This window comes from Chryseobacterium wanjuense, from assembly GCF_900111495.1.
Classification (GTDB): domain Bacteria; phylum Bacteroidota; class Bacteroidia; order Flavobacteriales; family Weeksellaceae; genus Chryseobacterium; species Chryseobacterium wanjuense.
In genome coordinates, this window is sequence record NZ_FOIU01000001.1 from 2,441,388 (window position 1) to 2,461,155 (window position 19,768).

Annotated in this window: 14 protein-coding genes; 3 read left to right on the plus strand and 11 right to left on the minus strand. The window is 37.0% G+C overall.

The features are described 5' to 3' along the window. Positions 1 to 23: 23 nt before the first annotated feature. The 7 genes from BMX24_RS10870 to BMX24_RS10900 form a co-directional block, all read right to left on the minus strand. A complete protein-coding gene (locus BMX24_RS10870) occupies positions 24 to 3,605 on the minus strand; it encodes a choice-of-anchor L domain-containing protein (protein ID WP_089792430.1) in 3,582 nt (1,193 codons plus the stop codon). A gap of 173 nt (positions 3,606 to 3,778) precedes the next feature. Beyond that, positions 3,779 to 6,148 carry a choice-of-anchor L domain-containing protein gene (locus BMX24_RS10875; RefSeq protein ID WP_089792432.1) on the minus strand — a complete coding sequence of 790 codons (2,370 nt, stop codon included), beginning with the start codon at positions 6,146 to 6,148 and terminating at the stop codon, positions 3,779 to 3,781. Between the two features lie 207 nt (positions 6,149 to 6,355). Beyond that, positions 6,356 to 6,886, minus strand: a complete 531-nt coding sequence (locus BMX24_RS10880; RefSeq protein ID WP_089792434.1) for a DUF1003 domain-containing protein — start codon at positions 6,884 to 6,886, stop codon at positions 6,356 to 6,358. Between the two features lie 12 nt (positions 6,887 to 6,898). Then, a complete protein-coding gene (locus tag BMX24_RS10885) occupies positions 6,899 to 7,669 on the minus strand; it encodes a TIGR02757 family protein (RefSeq protein ID WP_394332535.1) in 771 nt (256 codons plus the stop codon). Next, positions 7,663 to 8,592, minus strand: a complete 930-nt coding sequence (locus BMX24_RS10890; RefSeq protein ID WP_089792436.1) for a ribonuclease Z — start codon at positions 8,590 to 8,592, stop codon at positions 7,663 to 7,665. The genes BMX24_RS10885 and BMX24_RS10890 overlap by 7 nt, the downstream gene beginning before the upstream one ends. Positions 8,593 to 8,712: 120 nt before the next feature. Then, the gene (gene rdgB, locus BMX24_RS10895) at positions 8,713 to 9,288 is read right to left on the minus strand and encodes an RdgB/HAM1 family non-canonical purine NTP pyrophosphatase (RefSeq protein ID WP_394332536.1); all 576 of its coding nucleotides are present in this window, start codon (positions 9,286 to 9,288) and stop codon (positions 8,713 to 8,715) included. 103 nt (positions 9,289 to 9,391) lie between these two features. Then, positions 9,392 to 10,222, minus strand: coding sequence for a CPBP family intramembrane glutamic endopeptidase (locus BMX24_RS10900; protein ID WP_089792438.1), 831 nt, complete (start codon positions 10,220 to 10,222; stop codon positions 9,392 to 9,394). A 336-nt stretch (positions 10,223 to 10,558) separates the two neighbouring features. Here BMX24_RS10900 and BMX24_RS10905 point away from each other — a divergent pair, with 336 nt between their 5' ends. Beyond that, entirely contained in the window at positions 10,559 to 12,154 is a 1,596-nt protein-coding gene (locus BMX24_RS10905) for a peptide chain release factor 3 (RefSeq protein ID WP_089792440.1), read from the plus strand. Positions 12,155 to 12,639: 485 nt separating this feature from the next. Then, positions 12,640 to 13,572, plus strand: coding sequence for a DUF4349 domain-containing protein (locus BMX24_RS10910; protein WP_089792442.1), 933 nt, complete (start codon positions 12,640 to 12,642; stop codon positions 13,570 to 13,572). A 278-nt stretch (positions 13,573 to 13,850) separates the two neighbouring features. On the opposite strand, the gene BMX24_RS10915 is transcribed toward BMX24_RS10910, so the two are convergent. Together BMX24_RS10915 and BMX24_RS10920 are read right to left on the minus strand one after the other, a co-directional pair. After that, a complete protein-coding gene (locus BMX24_RS10915) occupies positions 13,851 to 14,213 on the minus strand; it encodes a hypothetical protein (protein ID WP_089792444.1) in 363 nt (120 codons plus the stop codon). 27 nt (positions 14,214 to 14,240) lie between these two features. Next, the gene (locus BMX24_RS10920; protein ID WP_089792446.1) at positions 14,241 to 15,380 is read right to left on the minus strand and encodes an acyl-CoA dehydrogenase; all 1,140 of its coding nucleotides are present in this window, start codon (positions 15,378 to 15,380) and stop codon (positions 14,241 to 14,243) included. Between the two features lie 267 nt (positions 15,381 to 15,647). On the opposite strand from BMX24_RS10920, the gene BMX24_RS10925 reads away from it, so the two are divergent. Beyond that, the gene (locus BMX24_RS10925; RefSeq protein ID WP_089792448.1) at positions 15,648 to 17,426 is read left to right on the plus strand and encodes an AMP-dependent synthetase/ligase; all 1,779 of its coding nucleotides are present in this window, start codon (positions 15,648 to 15,650) and stop codon (positions 17,424 to 17,426) included. 377 nt (positions 17,427 to 17,803) lie between these two features. On the opposite strand, the gene BMX24_RS10930 is transcribed toward BMX24_RS10925, so the two are convergent. Together BMX24_RS10930 and BMX24_RS10935 are read right to left on the minus strand one after the other, a co-directional pair. Continuing rightward, positions 17,804 to 18,580 carry a zinc ribbon domain-containing protein gene (locus BMX24_RS10930; protein WP_089792450.1) on the minus strand — a complete coding sequence of 259 codons (777 nt, stop codon included), beginning with the start codon at positions 18,578 to 18,580 and terminating at the stop codon, positions 17,804 to 17,806. 3 nt (positions 18,581 to 18,583) lie between these two features. Continuing rightward, positions 18,584 to 19,681, minus strand: coding sequence for a Nif3-like dinuclear metal center hexameric protein (locus BMX24_RS10935; protein ID WP_089792452.1), 1,098 nt, complete (start codon positions 19,679 to 19,681; stop codon positions 18,584 to 18,586). Between the last annotated feature and the right edge of the window lie 87 nt (positions 19,682 to 19,768).

The window sequence follows — 19,768 nt, forward strand, 5'->3', positions numbered from 1 at the left end:
TTTAATTTTATATAAATATTTTTTTAATCTCTGTTTTTTAACAAAATCCATCCGTTTCGCAATTCAAGTTTTTTACTTGCCGGATTTTCCCATTGTACACGATACCAATATGTCGCTGTCGGAATGTTGATACTGCTTTTTATCCTTCCGTCCCAAACGGTTTCTGTTTTGGTAGCTTTAAATACTTCCTGACCATATCTGTCGAATACAGAAGCCGCAAAATTATTGTATTTACTGATTCCTGTAAAGTCTATGAAATCATTTTTACCATCAGAGTTCGGTGTAATGGCATTGCTGATAACAAAGGTGAAATATTCTAATGAAGTATTACACTTTGCATCTTTCACTCTTACCATCAGGTTATAGCTTGTATTATCAAGAACATTATAGAAGATGTTTGAAGCCTGCCATGTAAGACCGCCGTCAATAGAATATTCCAATGTTCCGCCTGTAGGATTTGTTGTTGATAAAGTCAGGACATGATTATTATAAACAACATTCGTAAACTGTGGTAATGTAGGGTTTATCAATTGTGCACTGAAAACTTTAGAGCAAACACCATTACTGATCGTCACCGTATATGTTCCCGGCGTGTTCACAGATATTGTCTGTGTGGTTGCCCCGGTATTCCAAACATAGGTATAATTTGGTCCTGCACCAGCATCCAGAGTTCCGAAATCTCCCGCACATACATATACATCATGCAATGTAGACTCAATCGCCGGTACAACTTCAATGGTAATACAAGTCGGTGTAGCTACCTTACAGCCATTTCCACCTAGAGCAAAAACACAGTATGTTGTCGTAGTAGTAGGTGAAACAACCTGAGTACCTCCGTTTCCTGGTAAAGTAACCCATTCGTAAGTAACCCCGCCAGTAGCCGTTAAGGTAACAGATTCTCCCGCACAAATTTTAGATTTTGAAGCTGCTAAAACTGCCACAGGAGGACCAACAACTATTGTAATTGTTGCAGGATTTGCAGAAACGCATCCGTTTGCTCCTACCGCAAAAACCGTATAAGTAGTAGTCACCGTTGGAGAAACTACCTGAGTATTTCCATTTCCTGGAAGCCCCGTCCAATTGTAGGTAGCACCGCCGGAAGCAGTAAGAGTCACCGATTCACCAGGACAGATCTGCGGAAAAGTAGACGTCACCGTAGCCACCGGAAGTGTTGTATTTTGAGTCACCGTAACGTTTGCTGTATAAGTACAGGTTAAATTTCCGGGTTGGTTAACGTTCGTTACCGTTAAAGTATATACTCCGCCTGCATTTACCACAGGAGTTAAAGTATTAGCTCCTGAAACAATATTTCCACCTCCTGTTGTCGTCCATGCAATGGTAGAACCGGCAGGAATTACAGAAGCAGAAGCATTCAATGTAGTCTGTGTCGTTGTACAGGTAATCTGCTGTGGAGGAGCGATCGTTAAAGTAGTTTCCGGTGTAGCCAACAGTTGCAATGTAACAACATATCTACATCCGCCGCTTACCACCAAAACATAAATGGTCTGCCCTCCCGGACTGTTAAAAGAAGCCGGATTGGTAATATTATTCGTATTTCCTGCATTGGCATCTGCAAGAGTTAAATAATAAGTAAAAGTAACACCTCCCGCAGAAGTAATCTGAGGCTGAGCTTCCGTTAAATCATAATTAATCCCACCAGTCTGATAACACTCCAATAAAGTAGCGTTCTGCACAGTGATCGGCTGAGAAACCTGTATTGTGATTGTCGCCGGATTTTGAGAAACACAACCATTCGCTCCCACTGCCGTTACGGTATAGGTCGTGGTCGTCGTAGGAGAAACTGTCTGTGTATTTCCTGTTCCTGGTAAACCTACCCAGTTGTATGTAGTACCGCCGGAAGCCGTTAATGTTACAGATTCGCCGGAGCAAATCAAAACTTTAGAAGCCGTTAACCCTGTTGTTGGCGGAGCACTGTCTCCCGTCACCGTTACGTTTGCCGTAGCGGTACAGGTTAAATTTCCTGGCTGATAGGTATTTGAAATTGTTAAAGTATAGGTTCCTGCTAAATTCACTACCGGGTTTAATGTATTGGCTCCCGAAACAATATTTCCGTTTGCTGTCGTCCAGCTGAATGTCGCTCCTGCCGGATACACCGATGTTGTTGCGTCTAATGTAATTTGTGAATTTATACAGGTTAAAATACTCGGAGGTGCAATTGTAGCCGTCATTTGAGGCGCTTTCACCAATTGTAATTCGGCTACTTTTGAACAGAACCCGTTTTTAACCAAAACATAAATGGTCTGCCCTGCACTTGGAAAAGCTGTTGTATTGGCAATTGTATTGGCATTTCCTGCCAAAGCATCTGACTGTAATAGATAATAGGCAAATGTCGCTCCCGGAGTCGTACTGATAGAAGTTTGTGCCGATGTTAAATTAAATGTAGCATTTCCCTGAGTATAACAAGCCGTGAGCGTGGCATTCTGCACTGTAGGAGACGTTCCCCCGACAATGGTGACCGATGCTGTTCCCGGACAGGTATTTCCGGGTAAAAATACCTGAACGGTATAAATTCCCGGCTGTGTTGCCGTATAAGAAGCATTGATAGCTCCCGGAATAGGATTATTATTAAACAACCATTGATACGTAGCTCCACCTCCCTGAACTGAAGCTGTAAATGTCTGTGGTGCATTATCACAAACATTAATTGATGGAGGTAACGCAACACCTGCAGGATTCAGAATCTGAACACCGATATCAAAAGATCCGGCTTCAAGGAAAACCGCAGAATCAAAATTGGAATCCTGATAATCTGCCAAAACCATCTTGAAATGATAGGTCTGACCAGGGATTACCGTTGCAGTAGCAGTTAAAGGAATCGTACGACCGTCAAAATTCGTTTCAATCTGAGGGTTGTTCATTCCTGCAAAATATTGTGCATTTTTAGGCCCACAAGGTAAGTTGGCAGGAATAATATTGGTAACACTTACAGGCTCCCCACTTGGAAGTACTGCAAGGTTTGTATACGTAGGATCTCCTACTTTTTTCAGCAATAATGCAAATCCGTCTGAGATACTGCACGTAAAGTTGCTGAAATATTCTTTAGAGGCAAATAAATATCTGAAGGTAACTTTAGTAGAAGCCGGCACAAAGTCGAATTCTATATACGTTGCGTCATGCAATTCTGAATTAGGCACACTTAATGCCGTTGCCAGATCGATATCTCCACCGGTTCCGAGTCCGTCACTTAGAGTGGATTGAAATGTATTTCCGGTCTTTCTTGCATAGCCCGTCGTTAAAACAATTCCTTTAGCAAAAGGAAAATTGGTCGTTGCTTTATTGAAATATCCCCAACTTCTGTTCTGATCTGTCGCTGGTAAATTAGGAGAAACCACAACGTTGCTTACATTGGCTGCAGAACAGGTAGACCCGCCACTGATAAGTACATCTTTTACCAATTGCGTGATGCTGAAATTGGTTTCCGGATAGCCGGCAGCATTCACATCAATAAAAGCTCCTGCTTTCATACTTTCAGGCGCAGGCTTTCTGGCAACGGCTTTACTCTGTCTATTCTGAGCAAAAACGAAGCTTCCCGCAAGAACTAAAAATAAAGTCAAAAGTAAACTTCTTGTCCTCCTATTTAACATTTTATATTATTTTAAACAAAAATACTATTTTTTTTGATTGAAATTCAATTCAAGTTAAATTACATTATCACTAATACAATATGATTTATTTTAAAATGTCAATTTCAATTCGTCCTTTAAACGAAAAAAAGACCAACAAATTGTCGGTCTTTCTTTATTATTAATTAAATATCTTATTCAAGATTTTTCAGCAAAATCCACCCTGTTTTTACCGCAGGCTTTTTGCTGGCAGGATCTTCAAAGCTCACCTGATACCAGTACGATGCCGTAGGAAGACGTTTTCCTTGGAAATATCCGTCCCAGTAAGGCTGCAAGGTGCTTGCTTTGTATACTTCTTTTCCGTAACGATCGAAGATAGAAGCTTTGAAATCTTTGTATTTAAGAACACCTCTTAAATCGATCATATCGTTTATGTTATCTCCATTCGGAGTGATCACGTTCTGCATTACAAATGTGAAATATTCAAGGAATCCTACACAGCTTGTATTTTTCACTCTCACTCTGATAGAAACTACAATATTTCTAGGAACATTAGAGAATACATTTGAATTCTGCCAAGTTACTCCGTTATCGATAGAATATTCTAAAGGTCCGTTACTTGGATTGCTTGCTGTAAGAATCATTGTCCCGTTTTCATTGTAATTCACATTGATGATTTCAGGAATAATCGCCTGAATAACCTGAGTAGTAAACACTTTGGTACAAACTCCGTTGTTGATGGTTACAGAATAAGTTCCAGGCGTTCCAACACTGATGGTCTGTGTTAAGTCTCCTGTATTCCAAGTATAATGATAGTTTGGTCCTGTTCCTGCGTCTAAAGTGATCACGTCGCCTTCACAGATCATTCCTCCTTTAAGCGTTGATACGATGGCAGGAACAACTTCTATCGTAATAGAAGCCGGCTGTAAGGATTTACATCCCTGTGGTCCGATTGCATATACTGAATAAGTAGTCGTCTGAGTCGGAGAGACTGTTTGTGTAGCTCCCGTTCCTGTTATATTCGACCATTGGTATGTAGCTCCGTTTGAAGCCGTTAAAGTTGTAGATTCACCCGCACAGATTCTCACTTTTGTAGCCTGTAACTGTGCGATAGGTGTAGCTTCTTTTTTCAATGTTAAAGTAACCATTTTACTACAGAAAGCTCCGTTTGAAACGACCACATATAAAATCTGTCCGTCCGTTCCGTTATAGCTGGCTAAAAGGCTCGGATTGATAAAACTGTTATTTTGAGCAATGGCATCTGCCTGATTGATATAGTAACGAACGATAGCCGACGTTGAACTCGTAATCATCGGTGTTGCATCATTTAAATTAAATGTTGAAACAGAAGGCGTTGTACAAAGCTTTAAAGTAGCATTTTGTGCCGGAGGAGTTGTACCACCAACGATGGTAACACTCGCATTCTGACACTGGGTACCGCCTACAAAAGTTCTTACCGTATACACACCTGGCTGAGTCGCTGTATACGTAGCACTTGTAGCTCCCGGAATTGCCACATCATCTTTGTACCACTGGAAAGTCATTCCCGGTACAGAAGCGATTTGCGCTTTTAGAATCTGAGGTGTATTGTCACACATATTTACATTGGTGATCGGGTTTCCATTGCCGTCAACAATTGTCATTCCGATATCGAAAGATCCCCCCTCCAGGAAAACTGCAGAGTCGTAACTTGGGTCGGAAGCATCCGCCAAAACCATTTTAAAATGATAAGTCTGCCCCGGAATTACGGTTGCAATTGCCGTTAAAGGAATCGTTCTTCCATTAAAATTCGTTTCAATATTCGGATCAGGATTCATCCCTCCAAAGTAAGCTTCGTTGATAGGTCCGCAAGAAAAACCATTTCCTGCAGGTACGATATTCGTTACACTTACAGGTCCTGCCGTTCCCGGTAAAACCGCAAGGTTGGTATAGGTAGGATCACCTACTTTTTTCAGTAATAAGGCAAAACCATCAGAATATACCCCGCAAGGGAAATTGGATGTATATTCTTCAGAAGCAAAAATATAATTAAACTTTACCTGAGTACTGTTTGGAACGAAATCAAACTCGATAAAAACAGCATCTTTAAGTGGAGCCAAAGGGTTGATCGCCGTCACCAGATCCGGATCACTTACCGTAGATCCCGGAACGCCGTCACTCAGACCGCCTTCAAAAACATTTCCGGCTCTTCTGGCCTTCCCTGTTACCAGGACAACACCGTCTGTAAATGGAAAATTGGTAGTCCCTTTATGAAAATACCCCCAAGCTCTTTCAGTATCCGTAGCCAGTTGATTTGGAGAAACCGTTACGTTTGTTACGTTTGCCACTGCGCAGCTGGAACCGCCTGAGATCAGAACATTTTTCACAAGCTGTTCTATATTATAGCTGGATGGCGTGTAGGTAGGAGTATTCACATCGATGAATAAACCCGCCTTGAAATTTTCGCTAGTAGACTTTTCAGGTATAGGCTTTCTTGGTGCCTTTGCCTTTTGGGCAAATACCATACCTGAAACCAAAAGCAATACTAGAAAGAAAAAGTAGTTTTTTAGTCTATAATTTAACATTTTGTTGTTGTTTGTTCAAAAATACTATTTTTTTGGATTAAAACTGTATATAATCAAACGAATTCGCACCGATAATTTATTTTATTTTAAATCTTAATAAATCGTAGATAATATATCTGGAATAATAAAAAAAAGACCAATAAAATTATTAGTCTCTCTTTTTTCACTTCCGAGTATTATTCTGTTTTTGAACAAAAATTCAGAAAATTATTCTTTTTTAAGCTCATTAATTTTATTTTGAAGCTCATCAATTTTATCTTTTAAAGCCTTAATCTCATTTTTATTGGAGTTCACATTGCTTTTTAATATCACATTTTTAGCACGTTCGCTGTGGATTTCTTCATCCTCATCATCATTGATTTCTTCGATATCCTCCTGAATATCTTCAATATCTTCGGTAATCTCTTCAATATCTTCACTGATTTCTTCGAGGTCTTCGCTGATCTCCTCGATATCTTCCTGGATGTCCTCAATATCTTCCTGGATATCCTCAATTTTTTCGTGGCTTTTATTCACCGACATCTGGATGAAAATTGCAAGATAAATCGCTTCCAAAGAAACCACTGTGGTAAGAATAAGAAGCATTTTGTCAAACTCCACAATCTTTAGCAAAGGAAGGAGGAAGGAAATTAAAAAAAATAAAGTATGCACCATTAATGAAGGGATAGAACCAATCCACCAGGTAATTCCGTTTGCTATTTTTTCTAAAATTTCTGCTTTTTCGTCGTATTTTTTCATTGTGTTTCCTTTTTATAATAATTCCTTAGTTACTCCCAATCCAAACAATGCAAAATCGTATTTTGCAGGATCTTTTTCATCAAATTTTCTAATGATAAGATCGAGTTCCTCAACTGTTTTCCAGTCGTTCTGCGTTCTTGAAATCAGTCTCAGTTTCCTCGAAATATTTCCCGTATGCACATCCAACGGAATCGAAAGATATTTCTGATCTATGCTTTCCCAGATACCAAAATCCACGCCACGTTTATCCTTACGCACCATCCAGCGAAGAAACATAATGATTCTTTTTGTGGAGGAATTTTTGTAAGGCGAACTTACATGCTTGTGGCTCCTGTGCTTTTCAGTCCCCAAAAACTGCGACCTGAATCTTTCAATCGAGTGAAGAAAATTGGTTTCCTGATCATTTACTTTAAATAAATTTTCAAGACTTTCATTTTCCTTATAAATCCGCTGAAACTGTTTGATAAAATAAGTAAAATCTTCCCCATTAAAGGTTCTGTGAATGCTTTTTCCTTCCAGGCTTCTTAATTCTTTTTCAGAATGATTCAATACAAAATCGTACGGTGAGTTGCCCATGATATCGAGCATTTTTTCCGCCGATTTGATGATGGCTTTTCTGTTTCCCCAAGAAATCGTCGCCGCCAAAAATCCCACAATTTCCACATCCTGCTTCAAAGAAAAACGATGCGGAATCTGGATCGGATCATTTTCTATAAACTCAGGATGATTGTACTGATCTGCCTTTTCATCTAAGAAACTTTTTAGTTCTTCAAACTTCAACATACATTTTTTTCAATTTTTACAGCTTCTAAAGCCTTTGGTAAAAAAGTATTCGGAAAAATATTTCTTGCTTCATCTGTAAACACCGTCAGATCTCCATATCTGTTGGAAAAATGTCCCAAAATCAATTTCCCGACCTGGGCTTTCTGCGCAATTGTTGCCGCTTCCAAAGCTGTCGAATGTCCCGTATAATCTGCCATTTCTTTCAAATCATGCAGAAATGTTGACTCGTGGTACAGAACCGTCACATTTTTAATAATCGGAATTACACTTTCCAGATATCTTGTATCGCTGCAGAATGCATACGAAACAGACGGCGTAGGATCAAGAGTAAGCAATTCATTTTTAAGAACATACCCATCACTTAATACAAAATCTTTTCCTGCTTTCAGATGATGATAATCGCAGGTTTCAATTTCATCGTATTTTGCAATTTCCTTCATGTTCAGATGCCTTTCTTTCGGCTTTTCTTTAAATAAATAACCGTTACAGTAAATTCTGTGATCCAAAGGAATCGTATATACTTCTACTCTATTGTCTTCGTAAATTTTTTCGGAATAATCTTTATCCAGCTCATGATACACCACCTCAAAACCACGATGGGTTTCCGTAATGGTGAAAATAGTTTCCAGCATATTTTTAATGCCTTTGGGACCATAAACATGAAGCGGAGTCTCTCTCCCCAACAACCTGAAAGACGCAATCAAGCCCGGCAAGCCAAAGCAATGGTCGCCATGAAGATGCGAAATAAAAATATGATTTATCCTTGAAAATTTTGCTTTTGCTTTTCTCAGCTGTACCTGAGTTCCCTCTCCGCAATCGATCAGAAAAGATCTTTCCTCCATTTCCAGCAATTGTGCCGTAGGAGAAGAATTGATGGTCGGAATCGCTGAATTAAAGCCTAATATCGTTAAATAAGTACTCAAATCGATAGTTTATTATGGCGACAAATGTACGACAGAAAATCTAATTTTTCTTTTGTCTTGAAACAAAAGAAACAAAAATTCAAGACTTGAAAATTGTTTAATATCAACTTGACCTTAAACTTATTCTTTAACTTTTAAAAAATCCAAAAACAAATCCAACGCCTGTTTTCTATGGCTGATTTTATTTTTATCCTCCGGTTCCATTTGCGCAAATGTCATGTCATACCCCTCCGGAACAAAAATCGGGTCGTATCCGAAACCTTTGAAACCTTTATTTTCTGTCAGTAAATTTCCGTGAACTCTTCCATCAAAATATCTCGGTCCGTTTTCATCATAATAACATAAAACCGTGATAAAATAAGCTTTTCTGTTGTCAATACCTTCCATTTCACCCACCACTTTTTCAATATTTTTGGCGAAATCATGATCTCCCGCATAGCGTGCAGAGAAAATTCCCGGTCTACCGTCCAATGATTCAACAACCAAACCACTGTCGTCACCCAAACTTGGAATTCCGGTTTTTTCGTAGCAATATTTAGCCTTAATCAAGGCATTGGCATTGAAAGAGTCACCATCTTCTACAATTTCCTCATGAATATCGTAATCCGTAAGACTTTTTACAACAAATTCATCGCTTAAAATCTGCTGAATTTCTTCTTTTTTATGTACGTTGTGGGTGGCTACCAGTAATTCCATATTCAATTTCATTTTAATTCTTTTTTTTTTTAAAACACAAATAGCACAAATATTTTCACGAATAACGCTATTTATGGAAACAGTTGTTCTATAGTATTTAGACTTAAATTTCGGCGTAATGCACCTTATATTTTTTCACAAAAAGATAATAAAACAAGGAAAAAATTACAATTCCCACTGCAAGTAATATCCATTCTGAAACTTTAAAATAATCTGCAAAACTTTCATTTTTTGTATAAATCATTAATAAAGATGAACACAAATTATTAAAAGCATGAAGAAGCATTGGCAAAAGCAAAGATTTCGTTTTATAATACACCAATCCTAACACGCAGCCTAATAAAATGGCTCCGACAAACTGCCAAGGATTTGCATGAACAATTCCAAAAATAATAGATGCAAAAATAATAGCTTTCCACGGTTCCACCCCTTTATTCATCAATCCTTTTTGAATGATTCCCCTGAAAATAATTTCTTCAAAAATCGGGGCACAGATTACCGCTGTAATGACCATCACTACAGGGTCATCCGTCAGCTGATTCATTAATTCATTAAAAAATTCATAATATCTTCCAAAGAAAGGTCCTGTCGTAGGAATCTGAGCGGTGATAAATTCTGCAATAAACATCATCCCAATCATCAAAGGAAAAATCAACAGATAGGTATAAAAATTGGTGGGAGAAAAATTAAAATTAAGTTTTTTCCCGGTCGTTCTTCTTACAATGAAAAAATCAAAAAAAGCAATAGCAGTAAGGAATCCCGCCGCATTCGAAAGCATGAAAAACCAATCTCTGTACTGCAGATTTTCTTTAAAAATGAACATCCAGAAAACATTAAAAAAAGAGACGAACATTGTTCCTACAAATAATCCTGCCAATAAAACAAGACCTCCGATCCATGTAAATGTAAACTTTGGATATCTGCTGTTTTCCATGTTTTCTTAGTTAAAATTTAATAAGACAAAGATAATTTTTTTGAATTAAAAAAGGCGGATAAGTGGTTTTTGAATTGTGAATTTGAAATTTTGTGAAATCTATGACAGGCGGTTACTAGATCCTTTGACTGCTTCGCGCTCAGGATGACAGCGCTAATACCAGCTGCTAAAAATATGCAGTGTGATATGCCTGTGTCATCCTGAGCGCGAAGCAGTCGAAGAATCTTTAAAATAATTCATCATTAAATCTAAACTTTAAACCTAAAATCTTCAACCCGACAATTTCATTTTTAATTTCCATTAAAATTCCCGATTTTTGCAACTTCAAAATACGATATGTCAGACTTAATCAAAGAAATACAAAAAAGAAAAACTTTCGGGATTATTTCTCACCCCGATGCCGGAAAAACCACTCTTACGGAGAAATTACTTCTTTTCGGGGGTGCAATTCAGGAAGCGGGTGCGGTAAAATCCAACAAAATAAAAAAAGGAGCTACCTCCGACTTCATGGAAATCGAGCGCCAAAGAGGGATCTCGGTGGCTACTTCCGTGCTGGCTTTTGAATACAGAGACCACAAAATCAATATCCTGGATACTCCTGGTCACAAGGATTTTGCAGAAGATACGTACAGAACTTTGACTGCCGTGGATTCCGTAATCGTTGTAATAGACGTTGCAAAAGGGGTTGAGGAACAGACCGAAAAACTGGTTCAGGTGTGTAGAATGAGAAATATTCCGATGCTGGTTTTCATTAATAAGCTTGACCGTGAGGGTAAAGATGCCTTCGATTTGCTAGATGAAGTTGAGCAGAAATTAGGCTTAACGGTTGTTCCACTTTCTTTGCCGATCGGTATGGGAGCAGATTTCCAGGGAATTTATAATATCTGGGAAAACAATATTCAGCTATTCCTGGAAGAGAAAAAGCACAAAGTAGGTGAAGCTATTAAGTTTGATGATATTAATGATCCTTCCATCGACGAGGTGATCGGCGAAAAAGCTGCCCAAACATTAAGAGAAGAGCTTGATCTGGTACAATCCGTTTACCCTGAATTTAACCGTGAAGATTATATGAAAGGTGATCTGCAACCGGTCTTCTTTGGTTCGGCTTTGAATAATTTTGGAGTTCGTGAATTACTGGATGCCTTTATCGACATCGCTCCAATGCCTCAACCGAAAGAAAGTGATACGCGTCTGGTAAAGCCTGAAGAAAATAACTTTACGGGATTTGTATTTAAAATCCATGCGAATATGGATCCGAAGCACAGAGACCGCTTGGCCTTTGTGAAAATTGTTTCGGGAACATTCAAAAGAAACGAAAATTATTTATTGGTAAGAGAAGGTAAGAAAATGAAATTCTCTTCACCCAACGCATTCTTTGCAGACAAAAAAGAGGTGGTAGACGAAAGTTTCCCGGGAGATATCGTAGGTCTTCATGATACGGGAAGTTTCAGAATCGGAGATACATTGACGGGTGGTGAAAAGCTGAGTTTCAAAGGAATTCCGAGCTTCTCGCCGGAACATTTCAGATATATTAATAATAACGATCCATTGAAGGCAAAACAGCTGGCAAAAGGTATCGATCAGCTGATGGATGAGGGTGTTGCCCAGTTGTTTACGCTGGAAATGAATGGCCGAAAAATCATTGGAACGGTGGGTGCACTTCAGTATGAGGTGATCCAATACCGTCTGGAGCATGAATATGGTGCAAAATGTACGTACGAACCACTTTCTATGCACAAAGCTTGTTGGGTAGAGGCTGATGAAAAGTCAGAAGAATTCAAAGAATTTGCAAGATTGAAGCAGAGATTTTTAGCAAGAGATAAGTATAATCAATTGGTTTTCCTTGCTGATTCTTCTTTCACGATTCATATGACGCAGGAAAAATTCCCGAATGTGAAGCTGCATTTTATCAGTGAATTTCAGAATGCTTAATTAAATTAATAAACATATAAGCTAATATTTAATTAGCCTTACTATTAAAATCCGTTGAAGTTTTTCGGCGGATTTTTTTGTTTTAATTCTTGTTGGTGATCGTGAAATATCAAACTTGTTTAGTTTTTTTAACCACAAAGACATAAAAGATTAATGCACTATTTTAAGTTTTTATTAAACCGTAAATAAGAACACATAAGTTTTTAAAAATCTTTGATTTTTATCTTTTTGAGAATTTTTTGTTTTCTGATAATTTTAAAAGTAAAATATTCAAATATCTTTTGTTTCTTTTGTGGTTAATATTTTTTTTGATTTTCTTGTTTTTAAGGCATTTTCTTTCGAAAAACTCTTTGTAAAACTTTTGTAAAATAATTATAATAATTTGGTTTTAAATTGATTATAATTTTTACGACTGGAATACACTTCATTTACAATCTTTACAAAAACTTCCCTCCTAATTTTACTTCATCGAAAAATTTAACGCTATGAAAAAATTCATCCTACTCGCTGCTGTATCAAGCACCTTCATTATGTGTAAAAAGGGAGAAGCGACAACATCTCAATTGGAAAATGCCGTAAATTCCGCAGACAGTGCTGTTTCTGTGGCCTCTGAAAAAATTAACAATATCAATGATAAAGCCAACGCAGCCCTAGATTCTGCCAATGTAAAAATCAAAGAATTTGAAAATACCAAAAATGATGTAAAGGACAAAATTGAAAACACTTCAAAAATTGTCGATTCTTTATCTGAAAAAATTTCATCGGTAAAGCTTGAAACCAAAACAGAAAAGAAAGATTCAACCAAGAAAAATGAAAAAATTGTTGTGAATGTTCCGGCTCCGAAAGTCATCAAGGAAACGAAAATTGTTTACAAAGACAAACCAAAAAATGAAAATTATGAACTGAATGTCCCGAAAAACAAACTATTAAAAACCGGAGTTCTGGAACTGACCGTTGATGATGCCGAAACCGCAAAAGAAATCGTAAAAGCAGAAGTTTCAAAATATGACGGATTCATCAGAAGTGAAAATATTTCGCTAAACAACGACGAGAAGAAAATAGCTTATTTAAAAGTAAAAGTTCCGATTCAGAAATTTGATTATCTGATGGAAGATTTGAGCTACAATATCGGAAAGATCGAGAACAAAGGCGTAGAAGTTTCCGGACAGGATTATGTACAGAATACCATGTGTGAAGTTGATATTACCCTGTATGGAAAATCAAATGGTTTGGCAGAAAATGAAGAACCCAAAACTTTTGGTGAAAAATCTTTCGCAGCTATTTCCTCCGGGTGGAATGTGATTACTTCTATTTTCCTGTTTATTCTTCCATTGTGGCCCTTATTTTTAATTCTTGGTATTGGATATTATTTTTATAAAAAAAGAAACAAAAACATTCCTAATAACGATTCTCACTAGATTAAAAGATCCATCCCCGTGATGGATTTTTTATTTTAATAATATTTTAATCAATATTTCGTTTTTTGAATAAAACATTGTCATATTTTTAACTTATAATTAAAAATTTAGTCTAATAGATAAAGAACAATGAAATCAACATCTAGATTAAAGGATAAATATATATTGATATAGGAAGAGGGAGACAAAAGAAAATTATTAAATAGAAAAAAATATATTATTAATATTTTGTGGTTCGTGTGTATGTAAAAAGGCTCTCAATCGAGAGCCTTTTACTACTATTTCATATTGACTATTTTATCTACAACATACTTTGTATTTCCTCTCCAGGGCAGAGCTCCGTTGTATTCTTTGTAATGAAGATCGAAAGTTTTCCCACTGTTCATTTCCAATTGCTTGAAAATTTCAGGATCTTTTACAGAAAATTCAAACTCGTAGCTTGTAACGGTTCCCGTTTTTCCTCTTCCGAAGCCTTCCTGAATCAATTTCCCTTCATAGGTTTTGAAGACATAACCTTTTTTGATGGCATAATTCAGATAGCCGGATTTTACTCCTTCTCCGAAAACGAAGAAATATTTATACCAGATAAATACTCCTAAAAACAGGAGAACTACCCCTAAAGTGACCCACAAGTATTTCATAGTATAGTTTTTATTTTTAAAGCAAAATTACTTTGCAATGCTTCTTGAAATAACAATCTTCTGGATTTCAGAAGTTCCTTCATAGATCTGAGTGATTTTTGCATCTCTCATCATTCTTTCTACGTGATATTCTTTCACATATCCGTATCCACCGTGGATTTGTACTGCTTCAATCGTAGTATCCATCGCCACCTGAGAAGCGTATAATTTTGCCATTGCTCCACTTTCAGAGATATCTTTTCCGGCATCTTTTTCTACAGCAGCCTTTAAGCAAAGCATTCTTGCCGCCGTGATCTGAGTCGCCATATCTGCCAATTTGAAAGCAATAGCCTGGTGGTGGATAATTTCTGTTTTGAAAGCTTTTCTTGTTTTAGCATATTTCAACGCCAATTCGTAAGCTCCCGAAGCAATACCTAAAGCCTGAGAAGCAATACCGATTCTACCGCCGTTCAATACAGCCATCGCAAAATTGAATCCGAAACCGTCTTCACCGATTCTGTTTTCTTTCGGTACTTTTACGTTGTTGAACATCAAAGAGTGCGTATCACTTCCTCTGATTCCCAATTTGTCTTCTTTCGGCCCGATTTCAAAACCTTCCCAACCTCTTTCAACGATGAATGCGTTGATTCCTTTATGTTTTTTCTCAGGATCCGTCTGTGCAATTACGATATAGTAAGAAGCCGTTCCACCGTTGGTGATCCAGTTTTTGATACCATTTAGTAAATAGTAATCTCCCTTGTCTTCTGCAGTCGTTTTCTGAGAAGTCGCATCAGAACCAGCTTCAGGCTCAGACAAAGCGAACGCTCCGATTACCCGTCCGCTTGCAAGAGGCGTAAGATATTTCACTTTTTGCTCTTCAGAAGCGAATTTTTCAAGTCCGGCACATACCAATGAATTGTTTACAGACATTACAACAGCCGCAGAAGCATCAATTTTTGCAATCTCCTCCATTGCCAAAACGTAAGAAACGCTGTCCATTCCCGCACCACCATACTTAGGATCTACCATCATTCCCAAAAGTCCCATTTCTCCCATTTTCTTCACCTGTTCTGTAGGAAACTTCTGATCGCGGTCTCTTTCGATTACTTCCGGTAATAATTCGTTTTGTGCAAAATCTCTTGCAGCCTGCTGAATCATCAGCTGTTCTTCTGATAAATTAAAGTCCATAAAAATTGAATAATTAGATGGTCGCTAATTTACACTTTTTGAGCAAATCTGAAAATAGAATTAAAAGTAAGTATTCGGAAGCAAAAAAACACCTAAATAAAGGGTGTTCAAAGGATTATGCTAATTTTTAAATTATCCTTAAAGTATCCTCCTTTTTATTAAAATATTATGGAAAACATTGCAGTAATCTCTAATTATTAACTTCTCATTTTAATAATTAAAAAAAATGCTTATATTTAAAATTCTTTAATTATTACTTAAAAAATCATGACAATCAAAAGATTATTCGATATACCTCAATATGCTTTAGAAAAGTATCCTAAGCCGGACATGTTTGTTACCAAATATCAGGGCGAATGGAAAAAAACATCTACGCAAGAGTTTATAAATGAAGGAAATAAAATATCAAGAGGACTGTTAAAGCTAGGGATAAAACCTGGGGACAAAATTGCTCTTATCACTACAAATTCCCGTACAGAATGGGCCATTATGGATCTTGGACTTTCCCAGATCGGTGTGGTTTCCGTACCTGTTTACCCGAGTATTTCTCCGGAAGATTATGAATTTATTTTCACCAATGCCGAAATAAAATACTGTTTTGTTTCCGATAAAGATCTTTTGAATAAAGTAATGAAAGTGAAGCACAACATCCCTTCTTTACAGGGAATTTTCACTTTTGACAATATCAGCGGCGCTGCCAACTGGAAAGAAATCCTTGACCTTGGTGAAGACGATTCTACGCAAATCGAAGTGGAAGATCTTGCCAATACCATTAATTCTGAGGATTTGGCAACCATCATTTATACCTCCGGAACAACCGGAAAACCTAAAGGCGTAATGCTGACCCATCACAATATTGTCTCCAATATTTTAGGGTCAATGCCGAGAATTCCGAAGAGAAAAAGCCTTGATTACAAGGACACAAGAGTACTGAGCTTCCTTCCGATCTGTCATATTTTTGAAAGAATGCTTTTCTATCTTTTCCAATACAACGGTTTTTCAATTTATTTCGCAGAAAGCATTGAAAAAATGGGTGAAAACGTGAAAGAAGTAAAGCCACATTACATGAGCGTCGTTCCTAGACTGGTAGAAAAAGTGTATGATAAAATCTATGCTACAGGCTCTTCTGCAGGAGGTCTGAAACAAAAAATATTCTTCTGGGCCTTAAATTTAATCAGCAAAAAGAAAACTGTATCGAAACCATCCGGATTACAGGAAATCATTGCAGACAAATTGGTTTTCAAAAAATGGAGAGAAGGTTTAGGCGGCGAAATCATTACTTTAGTTTCAGGTTCTGCAGCTTTATCTACAAGGTTAAATTTAATGTTCCAAAACGCGGGAATTCCGATTCTGGAAGGTTATGGCCTTACGGAAACTTCACCCGTAATCTCAGTAAACAGCTTTGAGAAAATGAAGATCGGAACCGTTGGTCTGCCATTGGATAATCTTGATGTAAAAATTCAGGAAGATGGTGAAATCACAGTGAAAGGTCCTTCTATTTTCAAAGGTTATTTTAAAAATGATGAAATGACCAAAGAGGTATTTACAGAAGACGGATATTTCAAAACCGGAGACATCGGACATGTCGACAGTGACGGATTTTTACAAATCACAGATCGTAAAAAAGAAATGTTCAAGACTTCCGGCGGAAAATACATTGCCCCTCAAACCATTGAAAATCTGGCCAAAGCGTCTAAATTCATAGAGCAAATCATGGTCGTAGGTGACGGCGAAAAAATGCCGACAGCATTGATACAACCTGATTTTGAATTTGCTAAAAGCTGGGCCATGAGAAACAATTTAAACATCGGCTCCACTCCACAGGAAATTGCAAAAAGTCCTGAATTAAAAGAAAGAATCGAAAAAGAAATGGAAGGTATCAATGAACATCTTGGAAATTGGGAAAAAATCAAGAAAATTGAGCTGACACCGGAAGTCTGGAGTATTGATGCGGGACTTTTAACGCCTACTTTAAAGCTGAAAAGGAAAGCCATTAAAGAGAAATTTATTGATCTGTACAATAAGATGTATGAACATCATGAATAATATTGAAACCGCTTCTTTGGAGCGGTTTTTTTGTTTTTTTTAAAAACACTAATTGCACTAATTTTTGCACGAATGACACTAATATTTTGTAAAAATGAATTATACAAATTAGGCCAGTCTATTTGTCTTTCAGAACACAGACTGAAGATCTGCGAACGTAGTTCAGGAGCGTAGTGAAGAATCTATCCAAGAAGATAAAATAAATAATATTCCATTTCAATAGGATCAATAGGAACGGGCTTTAGCTCGTTTTCGTTTTAGAAAAAACATTCGTGTCATTCGTGCAAAAATTAGTGCAATTAGTGTTTTAAAAAAGAACAAAAAAAAGCTGTTCCAAACATTGAAACAGCTTATATTTTAAAAATGTAATTAAAAAATTAGAATTTAATTACAGTTTTCATTCTTTCGTTTTCTTCCATTACCAATTCGTCATCTACAAGGATTTTCCCTGAATGTTCATCGATAATGATCTTCTTTCTCTGAGCGATTTCCATTTGCTTTTGAGGTGGAATTGTGAAGAAAGATCCTTTCGGAGCACCTCTTTCCAATCCTACTACAGCAAGACCGTTTGGAGAGTTTGTTCTGATTCTGTTATAAGAAGCCAATAATCTTTCGTCGATTTTTGCAGCATATTCTTTAGACTGCTCGATCAGGTATTCTTCTTCTTTTTGAGTTTCAGAGATCAATCCGTCTAATTCTTCTTTTTTGAATTTCAAGTGATTTTTAAGCTCATCGATTTTTGTATTCAATTCGCTTAATGTTTCATTCTTGTGACCGATTTTAGCACCGAATTCTTTGATTCTTTTTTCAGCAAGTTGAATTTCAAGTTCCTGATATTCAATTTCTTTACCTAATGCTTCAAACTCTTTATTGTTTCTTACATTATCCTGTTGAGACTTGTACTTTTCAATTAAAGTTTTTGCATGGTTGATAACCTCATGTTTTGTTTTGATCTGATCGTCTTGATCTTTGATATCTGCATGAAATTTTTCAGCTCTTTTTTCAAGACCTTCGATTTCAATCTCAAGATCCTCTACTTCGATTGGCAATTCTCCTCTTGTATTTCGGATTTCGTCCAATCTAGAATCAATGATCTGCAAATCGTATAAAGCTCTTAACTTCTCTTCAACTGAAATATCGTTGGTTTTTGCCATATTTTAAATGAAATAATTTACCGGGTTTGTTTTCTCAATAGATTTTGAGATTGCAAATGTACTAAATTTTTGTGATAAAATTTCAAATAATTGTTGAGTCACAAATTGTTCTGACTCAAAATGTCCTATATCACAGATCAGCATTTTGGATTCGGCAAGGAAAAAATCGTGATATTTGACGTCTCCTGTAAGATATGCATCACATTTTTTAGAAATGGCAGACCTTATTCCGCTAGCTCCGGAACCACCCAAAACCCCTACTCTTTTAATCTTTTTATTGTTAAAATCCGAGTGTCTTATTACCTCCAGACCGAATTTATCTTTCACCATTTTCAGGAAATCTTTTTCGTCCATCGCTTCTTCAAAATCGCCGTACATTCCCAATCCGCTGTGGTGATTGGTGTTGTCTAAACTGTAGATCTGATGGGCAACCTCTTCATAAGGATGTGCAGATTTCATGGCTGCAACGATTTGACCTTGTTTATAATCTTCAAAAATCACCGAAATCATGTCTTCATCGGCATTTTCTCTCACATTTTGCTGTCCGGAAAAAGGATTTGAGCCTTCAATGGGTCTGAAAGTTCCGTTTCCGTTGATGGTAAAGCTGCATTCGTCATAGAAACCGATGTTTCCTGCTCCGGCTGTAAAAAGCGCTTCCTTTACTTTTTCGGAATAATCTTTAGGCACGAAAACCGTTAACTGCTTTAAATTATCCTTTTTAGGCTGAAGAATTTTCAAGTTTTTTAATCCCAACTGATTGCAGATTCCCTGGTTGACCCCAAAAAAATCATTGTCAAAAGCGGTATGAACTGCATAAATGGCAATTTTATTTTCAATGGCTTTTATCACTGCTCTTTCAACGTAATTTTTCCCGGTTAAAGATTTTAATCCTGAAAAAATAATCGGGTGAAAACATACGATCAGGTTGCAATTTTTATGAATAGCTTCCTCCACCACATTTTCCAAAGCATCGTGGCATACCAAAATTCCGCTCACGTCACGGTCCCAAGATCCGCACAGCAATCCTACGTTATCAAAATCTTCCGCCTGGTGTATCTGTATTCTTTCTTCAATCTTTGATATGACAGATCTTAGTTTCATTGCTTACAATTTGTCTTTCAACGAAGATATTAATTTTTATTGAGGCTGAAAAAAAGAAAAATTTAATCTTATTCTTATTTAAACAAA

Coding starts and splice junctions, on each gene's coding strand:
- BMX24_RS10910 (WP_089792442.1), top strand. CDS start 12,640: ATGAAAAAATTCATCCTACTCGCTGCTGTATCAAGCACCTTCATTATG.
- BMX24_RS10915 (WP_089792444.1), bottom strand. CDS start 14,213: ATGAAATACTTGTGGGTCACTTTAGGGGTAGTTCTCCTGTTTTTAGGA.
- BMX24_RS10905 (WP_089792440.1), top strand. CDS start 10,559: ATGTCAGACTTAATCAAAGAAATACAAAAAAGAAAAACTTTCGGGATT.
- BMX24_RS10935 (WP_089792452.1), bottom strand. CDS start 19,681: ATGAAACTAAGATCTGTCATATCAAAGATTGAAGAAAGAATACAGATA.
- BMX24_RS10920 (WP_089792446.1), bottom strand. CDS start 15,380: ATGGACTTTAATTTATCAGAAGAACAGCTGATGATTCAGCAGGCTGCA.
- BMX24_RS10925 (WP_089792448.1), top strand. CDS start 15,648: ATGACAATCAAAAGATTATTCGATATACCTCAATATGCTTTAGAAAAG.
- BMX24_RS10870 (WP_089792430.1), bottom strand. CDS start 3,605: ATGTTAAATAGGAGGACAAGAAGTTTACTTTTGACTTTATTTTTAGTT.
- BMX24_RS10885 (WP_394332535.1), bottom strand. CDS start 7,669: ATGTTGAAGTTTGAAGAACTAAAAAGTTTCTTAGATGAAAAGGCAGAT.
- BMX24_RS10900 (WP_089792438.1), bottom strand. CDS start 10,222: ATGGAAAACAGCAGATATCCAAAGTTTACATTTACATGGATCGGAGGT.
- BMX24_RS10875 (WP_089792432.1), bottom strand. CDS start 6,148: ATGTTAAATTATAGACTAAAAAACTACTTTTTCTTTCTAGTATTGCTT.
- BMX24_RS10930 (WP_089792450.1), bottom strand. CDS start 18,580: ATGGCAAAAACCAACGATATTTCAGTTGAAGAGAAGTTAAGAGCTTTA.
- rdgB (WP_394332536.1), bottom strand. CDS start 9,288: ATGGAATTACTGGTAGCCACCCACAACGTACATAAAAAAGAAGAAATT.
- BMX24_RS10880 (WP_089792434.1), bottom strand. CDS start 6,886: ATGAAAAAATACGACGAAAAAGCAGAAATTTTAGAAAAAATAGCAAAC.